The following is an 11,616-nucleotide window of genomic DNA, read 5'->3' as shown; positions in this document are numbered from 1 at the left end:
ATGAGTCAGAGATCGCGCATTGTCTTAATTGTCGATGATTCGCCAGAAGATCGAGAACTCTATCGGCGGTGTTTGCTGCGCGATCGCGAGTATTCCTATACACTTTTAGAAGCAACCTTGGGGCAGGAAGGATTAGAACTTTGGCAGCAACACCAGCCCGATGTTGTGTTGCTTGATTATCGACTGCCCGATCTCGACGGACTGGAATTTCTCGCTCAATTGCAATCCCTGAGTCCACAGCCGTGCTTACCTGTGATTGTTGTCACAGGGCAGGGCAATGAGGCGATCGCAGTTCAGGCGATGAAAGCGGGCGCACAAGATTATCTCGTCAAAGGGCAAATTACCCCAGAAGGGCTGCAAATAGCAGTCAATGGGGCAATTGAAACAGTGCGGCTACGCACCCAACTACAACAGCGTATTGACCGAGAGCGCGTAGTCGCACAGATTACCCAGCAAATTCACCAATCGCTGAATCTAAATGAAATACTTCAGACAACCGTAGCCGCAGTCCGGCAGTTTCTCCACACCGATCGCGTTGTGGTTTTTCGGTTAAAACCTGACGGGGATGGGACTGTAGTCGCAGAATCCGTTGGGAGAGAGTGGCGATCGCTCCTGGAATCGACGATCCACGATCCCTGTCTTGCTGAGAACTACCTGGCATGGAATCGACCGGAAACCTCAAGCTACGATCCGGCTTTTGTGAAGAATTATCTCGAACGTTATCGTCAAGGTTGCGTAACCGCGATATTTGATATTCAAAATAGCAGTATTGACCCGTGCCACGTTGAATTATTGGCTCAGTTTCAAGTAAAAGCTAATCTGGTTGTGCCAATTCTGCAAGATAACCACTTTTGGGGATTGCTAATTGCTCATCATTGTGCTTCCCCTCGCTTCTGGCAACCCTTAGAGATTGACTTGCTCAAAGAGTTGGCAACTCAGATGAGTATCGCCTTGCGACAGGCAGAACTGTATCAGCAAGCACAGCATGAACTAAAAGAACGCCAACAGGTAGAAGCAAAACTGCGCCAGAGCGAAGAACGGCTACAATTAGCACTCTCAGCCTCTCGGATGGGAACGTGGAACTGGAACATCCAAACCGGAAAAATTTCCTGGTCGGATAACCTGGAAGCCTTATTTGGAATGGAACCAGGAGAGTTTGACGGCTCATTCGAGATGTTTGTGGCGCGGTTGCACCTTGACGATCGCGATCGCGTGATCGCAGCCGTAGATCGTGCTGTCGCCACCAAAGAAGACTATGACATTGAATTTCGGGTAGTATATCCCAACGGTAAGATTCGGTGGGCACTGAGCCAGGGCAAGGTATTTTACGACCAACACGGGCAACCGATTCAGATGGCGGGTATTGATTTAGATATCACCGAACGCAAACGATCAGCCGAAGCTCTGCGCGAGAGTGAGGAACGTTTTCGGCAGCTGGCAGAAAATATTGATGCGGTGTTCTGGATTACAGAAGTGTCGGAAAACCGAGTCAGCTATGTCAGTCCTGCCTACGAACGACTGTGGGGATTTAACCCGCAGGAATTGTATCAAGGACAACAAGCATGGATCGATCGGATTCACCCAGAGGATCGAGAATCGACCCAGAGAGCGTTTCAGCAAAAAGCTGTCGCCGATAAATTTGATCAAGAGTATCGGATTATTTTAGCCGATGGTAGTATTCGCTGGGTTCACGATCGCTGCTTTGGGCTTCGAGATGAAACAGGAAAGATTTATCGGTTTGCAGGTATTGCCGAAGACATCAGCGATCGCAAACACTCTCTTGCAGCCCTGCAAGAAAGTGAAGAACGCTTCCGCACTTCAGTTGAAAATATGCTGGATTGTTTTGGGGTATACCGTGCTGTCCGGAATGAGCAGGGACAGATTGTCGATTTTGTGACTGAATATGTCAATAATGCGGCTTGTTTCAACAATCAAATGACTTATGAGCAGCAGATTGGGCGGGGGTTGTGTGAATTACTACCAGGGCATCGTGACGGTGGATTGTTTGATGAATACTGTCAAGTAGTAGAAACAGGACAGCCGCTCGTTAAAGACAGCCTAGTTTATGAGGATGAGTACGGACAACAACGCTTGGTTAGAGCGTTTGATATCCGCGTGGCTAAATGTGGAGACGGATTTGTTGCCACCTGGCGAGATATCACCGCTCGCCAACAAACCGAGGAAGCCCTGCGCCAGAGTGAAGAATTTAAAAACCGGATTTTAGACAGCAGTTCTGATTGCATTAAGGTATTAAGCCTGGATGGGCGTCTTTTGTACATGAATACAGGTGGACTGTGTTTAATGGAAATTGACGACTTAAATCTTTATCTCAATACGGAATGGCTCTGTTTCTGGGAAGGCAGTTCTCGGCAACAGGCAGAGCAGGCACTCGCTGCCACTAAAACAGGCCAAGTCAGCATTTTTCGCGGATACTGCCCAACCAGAAAAGGCACTCCGAAATGGTGGGAAGTCGTCGTTAGCCCGATGCTGGATGCTTCCGGGCAGCTGGAAAAAATCTTGTTGATTTCACGAGACATCACCGATCGCAAAAAGATAGAACTCCTCTTGCAGGAGAGCGAAGCCCGGTTGAAATTGGCGTACAAGGCTACGCGATCGGGATTATGGGACTGGGACATTATCCGCAACAGCGCCCATGTATCTGAAGAGTACTACAATCTATTTGGGCTTGACCCAACTATAGAGCAAGTCAGCTATGAACAGTGGTTAAGCCTGCTGCACCCAGACGATCGCGCCTCAGCCAATGAAACAGTCACTCACACCATCCAGCAACAGCAAGAGTACTATGAAGCTGATTACCGGATCTTACATCCTGATGGCATTCGCTGGTTAGCGTCTAAAGGTCAGGTTTTCTATGATGCAGCGGGCAATGCGGTGCGGATGGTGGGAAATGTGCAAGATATCACCGATGGCAAACAAGCTGAAATCGAACGCGATCGCTTATTGAAATTGGAGCAAGCAGCCAGAGCCGAAGCCGAACGCGCCAATCGGATCAAAGATGAGTTTTTGGCCGTTCTCTCCCACGAATTGCGATCGCCTCTCAACCCGATTCTCGGCTGGACAAAACTGCTGCAAACCCGCAAATTTAGTGAAACCAAAACGGCTGAAGCTTTAGCTACCATTGAACGCAACGCTAAACTGCAAACTCAACTGATTGATGACTTGCTCGATGTCGCCAAGATTCTGCGCGGCAAACTCAGCATCGATGCGGCTCCTGTAAATCTGGCATTCGTGATTGAATCTGCGATCGACACCGTAAGTACAGCCGCCCTTTCCAAATCCATTGTGTTGCATTCACTACTGCCGAATATTGGGCAAGTCTCTGGAGATTCCAACCGCCTTCAACAGATCGTTTGGAATTTACTTTCCAACGCTATCAAGTTTACCCCCAAGGGAGGACGGGTAGAAACCCGACTAAAGCGAGTCAACGATCAAGCAGAGATTATCGTCAGTGACACTGGCAAAGGCATTAATCCAGACTTTCTCCCGTATATTTTTGAATCATTCCGTCAAGAAGATGTCTCAATTACTCGCAAGTATGGGGGATTAGGATTGGGGTTGGCGATCGTCCGGCAGTTGGTTGAGGCTCACGGCGGCACGATCGCGGCTGATAGTCCTGGTGAAAGCTTTGGAGCCACCTTTACAGTCCAGTTGCCACTGCTGAATGTTGAACCGGAAATCAAGCAGCCAGATGAGTTGCCACAACCAGGACTTGAACTCACGGGGATTCGAGTCCTCACAGTTGATGACGATCCCGATGCGCGTGAGCTATTAACAGTATTGCTGGCTGAATATGGAGCAAAAGTGCTGACTGTTGCCTCTGCGACGGAAGTATTGGCAAATCTGGAGTCTTTTCAACCCGATGTCTTAGTCAGTGATATTGGGATGCCGGAAGTTGATGGCTATTCCCTGATTCAACACATCCGCACTTTACCCCCCGAAAAAGGGGGAGAGATTCCGGCGATCGCTTTGACTGCTTATGCCAGAGTTGAGGATTCCCAGCGAGCCATAACAAGTGGCTATCAACGGCACGTTACCAAGCCCCTTGATCCAGAAGAGTTAGTTCAAGCTGTGGTGGCACTTGCACAGACAAAACTAAAACATCCCATTCTCGAAGCGGGGTGAAAGTGAAAGTTAAGATTGGCAAATTGGAATTACGATCGTGAATGTGGCTCCCTGCCCAGATTCGGAAACACACTGCAATGTGCCTTTGTGTTTTTCAACCACAATCTGATAACTAATGGAAAGTCCCATTCCTGTGCCTTTTCCGACAGGTTTTGTCGTAAAGAATGGATCAAACAAGCGTTGCTTGATCTGAGCCGGAATTCCGGGGCCATTATCTGTGATTTTAATCACAACTTGTTTGCTTTCTACCAGGGCCGTGCAAATCGTAATCGTAGGAGTTAAGAGTTGGTGTTGAATATTCGCTTCTTCTAAGGCATCAATGGCATTGCTCAAAAGATTCATAAAAACTTGATTGAGTTGTCCGGCATAGCACTCGACTAACGGTAACTTCCCATAAGCTTTGACAATCTCAATGCCAACAGAATCAGGTTTCGCTTTCAGCCGATGTTGCAGAATCATCAGTGTGCTATCAATGCCCTCATGAATATTGACTTCTTTCATTTCAGCTTCATCCATACGGGAGAAGGTGCGTAGAGAGACAACAATTTTTTGAATGCGTTCGGCTCCCACTCGCATGGAAAAAATAAGTTTGGGTAAGTCTTCTAGCAGAAACTCCAAGTCCATCGCGTTGGCTTCTTCTTGAATTTCAGAATGGGGAATTGGGTAATGTTTCTGATAAAGTTCCAGGAGTCTGAGAATATTTTTGGTGTATTCATTTGCATGGCTAAGATTGCCAAAGATAAAGTTGACTGGGTTGTTGATTTCATGGGCAACACCTGCCACCAGTTGCCCCAATCCTGACATTTTCTCAGTTTGGATCATCTGCGTTTGGGTGTGCTGGAGTTGTTGCAGGGTTTGCTCTAGTTCTGCTGTGCGCTGCTTCAATTGGTTTTCAGCGCGTTTGCGATCGCTAATATCGTGGATATTGCCAAGAATCACCGCTTCACCATCCAGAACTATTCTGGTAAGTGTGATGTCGGCATCAAAGACTGTACCATCGCGGAATTTTCTGCTTTTCCACTCAAAGTTAACGGTTTCTCCAGTTAATGCTCTTGCCCAAAAGTCTGTAGCCAGGTGAAAGGGATTATCGGGTGCAGAACAGTGCTGCAAGACAGAGGTTTGTGTAACTTGCTCTCTGTCTAGCTCATAGAGCTTTAGTGCCGAATCGTTAGCATTCAAAACCACACCATTCAAGTCGTGAACAAAGATGGCATTATTAACGTGATTGAAAATGGTACGGAGATTTGTCTCAGAAGTTTGCAGAGCAGTTTCGGCAGCTTGACGTTCGATTTCAGCACGTTTGCGATCGCTAATATCAATCACCATCCCATCCCACACAATCAAGCCATCGGCTTGCAGTTCTGGGCGAGAAACACATTGAATCCATTTGATCTTGCCGGAAGCAGTCATAACTCGCCACTCGTGACTAAAAGGCGTTAACATTCGACCAGAATCAGCAACTAACTGTCCCAGCGTTGAGCGATCGTCTGGATGCGCCATGAGGTGAATGTTGTGTACCCCTGCCATCACTGCCTTTGGATCAACCTCATACACGTCATAGCAACCCGAACTGACGTAGGGTGTCCAGGAAGAGCCATCAGTAGCCAGACAGAATTGGAATACCATGCCTGGAATATTGTCAGCCAGCTTCTGGAAGCGGGCTTCACTGGCACGCAGTTCTACTAGTGTTTGTTGTTTCTGCTCAAAGAGGCGAGCATTTTCTAGAGAAATGGCGGCTTGAGTACATAACAGGTTAAGCAGTTCGACGCGATCGCTAGTAAATGCCCCAGTCGTTAAGTTATTCTCCAAATAGAGGATACCTGTGAATCGACCCCGATAGAGAATCGGACTACACAAGATGCTTTTTGGCTGTTGGCTCTGAATGTAAGTATCGCTGGCAAAGGCTGGATCAGTAGTGGCATCTATCAACACCACAGGTTGTAAGGAATGTTTGACGTGATAAATCACTCTCAGAGGAATCTCCTGGCTTTCCTCCACTGGAATTCTTTGCAGAACGATGGGTTGAGTATTAGTGCTGATAGTGCCTTTAATCAGCAAGCGATCGCCTTTGGTGTCGGACAGCAGCATTAACACGCATTTTTCTGCCCCAGCGTTTTCAATTACTATCTGAAGCAGCATCATTAGGATTTTTTCTAATTCAATTTCACCAGAAAGAGTTTGAGAGGCTTTGAGAACGGTTGCCAGATCGAGCAATTCTGTAATACTGCTTGAGCTAGAGGTTTGAATAGAATTAAAAGATGGAGCAAAAATTGTGTCAGATGCCCTCAGTAACGGTTGCCGTTGTTGCACAATTGCGGTCAAAAGCTGAGGATAGCGCTGTTCCAAATCGGCGACTTTGGCTTTAGCTCCCCAATGGGCGTAGCAGTAATATGCTTCTTGCATATATGCTTGGGCGAGTTTTTCTTTGCCCCAGTTGAGGTAGAATTTACCTGCTAGTTCATTGCTTAGTGCTTCTTCTTGAATATATGCATTTGCTTTGGCGGAGGCGATCGCGCGATCGTAGTAATCCATCGCTTCATACATCTGCCCCAACACCCGATACTGCTCTGCTTCCACCAAATAAAATTTGTGTAAATGGTTTGTAGGTGCGTGGTTTGCCCATTCTTTGAGCTTCTTCTGGTTGCCAACAACTTCCTGGGGTAGGCATTCTTTACCTTGGGCGTTGGCTATGATCGCCAGATGGGTCAATGAATCGTAAAAGTGAAACACCGGAATCATGAAACAGCCAGATACACCATGCAAATATTGTTTGGCAGCAACTGCTACTTTCATTGCTTGCTCCCACTCATTGAACAAGTAACAAAGAATTAGTTTATTGATATACAGTGTTCCCATTGCATAAAGATCGTTAGCCTGTTGATGCTTGGGCAACATCATTTGTTCGTCATAGACTACACCTTTAATTTCCCAAGGACACTTACTCTGTCCCAGTAAATTTAAGACGGATTGGTAAAAGACTCTCAGATAATTGTGAGCAACTTCCTGTTTAAGTTCAGCCAATGCCTGACTGTAAACCTTCATCTCTGGTTCTAAGATTGACAAATCTTTTCCGAGAAAATAGGACAGCGAACAGTAATTGTAGGCACAGTAAGCAGCATATTCTAAAGTACCCATCTCCAGACCGCTATGGTATCCGTCGAGCAAAGGAGCGAGTGAATTTTGAATATGATGTTTCCAGGGCTTCACGAAGGGATAAACCATGTTAATCGTGCTGGCTTTAAATTCTCTACTCTGGCAGCGTGATAGTAGTCCCATTGCCAGTTCACCAACGCGATCGCCTAAATCTATTTCTCCAATCCCACACAAAATTACTCCATACCAAGCATAAGCCTGGGCTGATACCGCAGCATTACCATAAGTAACTGATAATCTCACCTGCTTGCACACAATTAACGGCAGTAATTCTGGAACCGCTTGATAGACTGCTGCTGTCACAGTCGCTAAAATTCGGATCACTGCCAGACCTCGGAGGTCTTTCATCTCCGGCAGTTCTAAGAAATCTTCTAAATCTTTTCCTTTTAATACATCTTGAGTCTGTTGCAAACTTTCAGTAATATCTGCGTCACTCGGCTGCTCTGGAAACAACACTCCAAATAATTCCAAAGTAGAAAGAGCAGTTTGAATTGCTTTAGGCTGTTGACTCTGGGCGACCTCAGCCAAAATTCTCACTTCATAGACCTTCACTTTATCTAATAATTGACGAGCATTTTGCACTACCTCGTCAACTATCTGCTCCATTTGCCTAAAGTCACCGCTCAGACAGGTTAATTCTGCGGCTAAATTATACAGAGCCAACGTTAGCTCATAGCATTGCTGCCAACAACTTGCTGTCAGAAGTTGTATGCCTTTAGTGGTGTATTCAATTGCTGCGACGTAAGCGGTTGCAGATTTTGCTTTTTGTGCAGCAGCTAGATTTAGCTTCGCTAATCTTTCCCGTTCAGCTTCTAAAACAATTAAATCGGCTCCTTTATTTAATTGATTAACAATCTCGAAGATTTTTTCCTCTTTTTCCGTTTCGTTCATTACACTTAAAAGCAATTGCCCAATTTTTAAGTGCATCAGTTGTTTTTGGTTATCGGGGATCAGCGAATAAGCAGCTTGTTGGACGCGATCGTGGAGAAATTTGTAGAAAACAATTGCTTTATTATCTGCTTCAATCTGTCCATTCTCCTCAATCAACAACTCTGATTGGGACTGATAAAACTTGTAAATATCATTGCTGGGAATTGCTAACCCTTCCTGAAGGGCTTTCCATAAGTCAGTAGCAGTTTCAGCTTGAGACTTTTCATAGACAATTGCCAGCGTAGCTAAATCAAAAGAGTTACCAATGCACGCGGCGAATTTCAAGACATTTTGAGTGGCAATTGGTAACTTCTGCAACTGCATTGCCATGAACTCCACCACGTCATCTCTCAAAGAGAGCAATTGCACATCACTAATATCACACTGCCAATGCCCAGCTTGAGGATCAAACTCAATACTTCCCTCTTCATGTAGTGCCTTCAGAAACTGTGTGCTGAAAAAGGGGTTTCCTTGAGTTTTTTGATAGACTAGCTCGGTCAAAGGTTGAGCGATCGCTGCTGTACATTGTAATGTATCTGTAACTAGCGAATTTAAACTTTCTTGACTTAAGGGAGCTAGTGTGAATGTATTGACAATAGTGCCAGCTTTCTTGATTTTTTCTAACGTCAATATCAACGGATGAGCAGACGAAACCTCATTATCACGATATGCACCAATCAATAACATGAAGCCGCGTTCTCTCTGGCCAATCAACACCTGAATCAAGTTTAGTGATGCTGAATCTGCCCACTGTAAATCATCCAAAAACATCACCAAGGGATGTGTAACTGTAGTAAATACTTGAATAAATTTTTGGAACAACAAATTAAAACGGTTCTGGGAAGCACTACCTGAGAGTTCCACAACTGGAGATTGTTGCCCAATAATCTGCTCTAACTCAGGAATCACTTCGATAATTACTTGAGCATTTTCCCCCAAAGCTGTCAGAATCTTCCCTTTCCATTGCTTTAATTGGGTGTCACTTTCGCCTAACAACTGCCCCATCAAGTCACGGAAGGCTTGTACAAAGGCACTAAGGGGAATGTTGCGGTTGAACTGGTCATACTTGCCTTTGATAAAGTAGCCGCGTTGTCGGACAATGGGCTTATGTACTTCATTCACCACTGCGGTTTTACCAATGCCGGAGAATCCCGCCACTAACATGAACTCCGATGCCCCATTAGCAACCCGCTCGAATGCTTCTAGTAGTATTTTAACTTCTTGCTCCCTGCCATAGAGTTTTTCTCCGATTACGAAGCGATCGCTAATATCTCGTTTTCCAATCGGGAAATGCTCAATTTTTCCTATTTCGTTGAGTTGTTCTCTGCATAGATGCAAATCATGTTTTAGTCCCAACGCACTCTGATAGCGGTCTTCGGCATTTTTCGCCATCAGCTTGTGGATAATCTCTCCCACAACCAAAGGGATCTCAGTGTTGACATCGCACACACTAGGAGGAAGTTTTGCAATATGACAATGCACTAACTCCATCGGATCTTGAGAATCAAAAGGCACTTTTCCTGTCAGTAGCTCAAAGAAACTTACTCCCAATGAATAAAAATCACTCCGGTAGTCAATCCCCCGATTCATGCGTCCTGTCTGTTCTGGTGATAAATAAGTTAGAGTCCCTTCCAGGACATTGGGATTTTGGATTTCGGTGGTTTCTCTTGGTAACAATGAGGAGATGCTGAAATCTATCAGCTTTAACAGCTTGGTGTCCGGGTGAATTAGGATGTTAGCGGGTTTAATGTCTTTATGAATTACCCGTTGCTGATGTAACTGGTGCAGAATATCTGTTAGTTGTAGGGCTATAATTAAGAATTGCTTTAAGTCTTGCGGCTGTTTTTTTGTAAATTGTCGCAGTGATATACCACCAAAATCTTCCGTCACCAAGGCATAGCTATTATTATAGGGTTCTAGGCTGTAGGGCTTAATAATTCCAGGAATCTCTAAGTTTTTGGCAAGGGCATATTGGTTGCGAAATTGTACTAGTTCGCTGAAGCTGGGGTATTCCTGTTTTAAAAACTTGATCACAACTGCTTGATTATCTGCTTCTCTGACTGCGCGATACACGAGTGTGCGTGAACCTGAGTATAGTTGCTCTCTAATTTGGTAGCCTGCCAGTGTCACACTTATATCCAGTTTTGCGCTCATCACTTTTTCGGGGAATTTTTCTAGTTAGGTTAGAATTCCCTACAGGGCATTTTATGTAACACACTTTGGTAATTATTTACGTTCTGGATGTATCGCTTGTATGAGAAACTGCAAGTTAGCGATCGCTCTTTTTGTGGCGGAGCAAGAGTGATGATTCTGTTGGGGTAGGGTGGGGTTAAAGGAAGTAAACGAACCGCAGAGACGCAGAGAGGTTGATGGTTGAGCGTAAGAGTGCTTCTAGTTCTGAGGAAGGTTGGAATTATCAGGTAATTACAAATTATTTATGGCGGTTATCGCTTGGGTGCAGTAAGTAGGTGGGAAAATTTATAAGTATGTCATTGCGAGTGTAACGTTCGCCTCCGGTCTCCAAGAGTTGCAATCACAAGGACTTTGACGGCTTTACATTTTGTTACATAGTTAGATTAATTCGTGCCTACCTACTTACAATTTTGACCTCACTTCCATTGGAGTTGGATGTTGTGGAGACGTGTTGACTGCGATCGCCGGCAGTATGAGGTAGTTAAATTGATTGTATCGTAGTGCATTAAGCGAAAGAGACGTAGCAGTGCTATCTCTACATTGTATTTTCGATGTTACGTCTCTGTAGACACCGCTCAAATTTAAACATTAGTTGTCAAAGTTTGAGCGTTTGCAACAAATGCTCTTCCATGTATAAGAAATGCTTAAGCATTTGCAGGAAATATATAATTATTTCTCGCAAATGCTTAATACTTTGCAACAAACACTCTTCCAGATATAAGAAACTTTTAAGCATTTGCAGAAAATATATAATTATTTCTCGTAAATGCTTAATACTTTGCAACAAACACTCCACCATCTATAATAAACCTTTAAGCATTTGCTGCAATCATTGTAATAAACTTATAAGTCTATTTATTACCTGAAATATAACAGATATCCTAAGAGGCTACGGTCTACACACAAGTCCTAAAAACCTGGTTTGATCAGGCTTGACTCGTTCCCAGTCAGAGACTGGGAATGCATTCATTGAGTCTCTGACTCAATGTCTTGACTGGAAGCGGACAACTATCCCTTAGAGGATGTTTGAAAAGTCCTATTGTCGGTATCAAATAGTTTTAGATCCCCCTAAATCCCCCTTTTTAAGGGGGACTTTGATTCCGGTTCCCCCCTTTTTTAGGGGGGTTAGGGGGGATCTAAAAGTGCCTAAAGTCACAGCGAAACACTTTTCAAACAACCTCTTAACCCCGAATTGAA

2 protein-coding genes are annotated in these 11,616 nt (G+C 44.8%); one reads left to right on the top strand and one right to left on the bottom strand.

Annotated features, from left to right (window positions below):
• A complete protein-coding gene (locus V7K62_RS28875; protein WP_334870278.1) occupies positions 1-4,143 on the top strand; it encodes a PAS domain-containing protein in 4,143 nt (1,380 codons plus the stop codon).
• A gap of 9 nt (positions 4,144-4,152) precedes the next feature.
• On the opposite strand, the gene V7K62_RS28870 is transcribed toward V7K62_RS28875, so the two are convergent.
• On the bottom strand, positions 4,153-10,380 hold the full coding sequence (locus V7K62_RS28870; RefSeq protein WP_334870276.1) for an ATP-binding sensor histidine kinase: 6,228 nt from the start codon (positions 10,378-10,380) through the stop codon (positions 4,153-4,155).
• Positions 10,381-11,616 lie beyond the last annotated feature (1,236 nt).

This window comes from Nostoc sp., from assembly GCF_036917935.1.
Lineage (GTDB): Bacteria > Cyanobacteriota > Cyanobacteriia > Cyanobacteriales > Nostocaceae > Nostoc.
The sequence above is the reverse complement of the archived record's forward strand: the minus strand, read 5'-3'. Positions and strand labels throughout refer to the sequence as shown.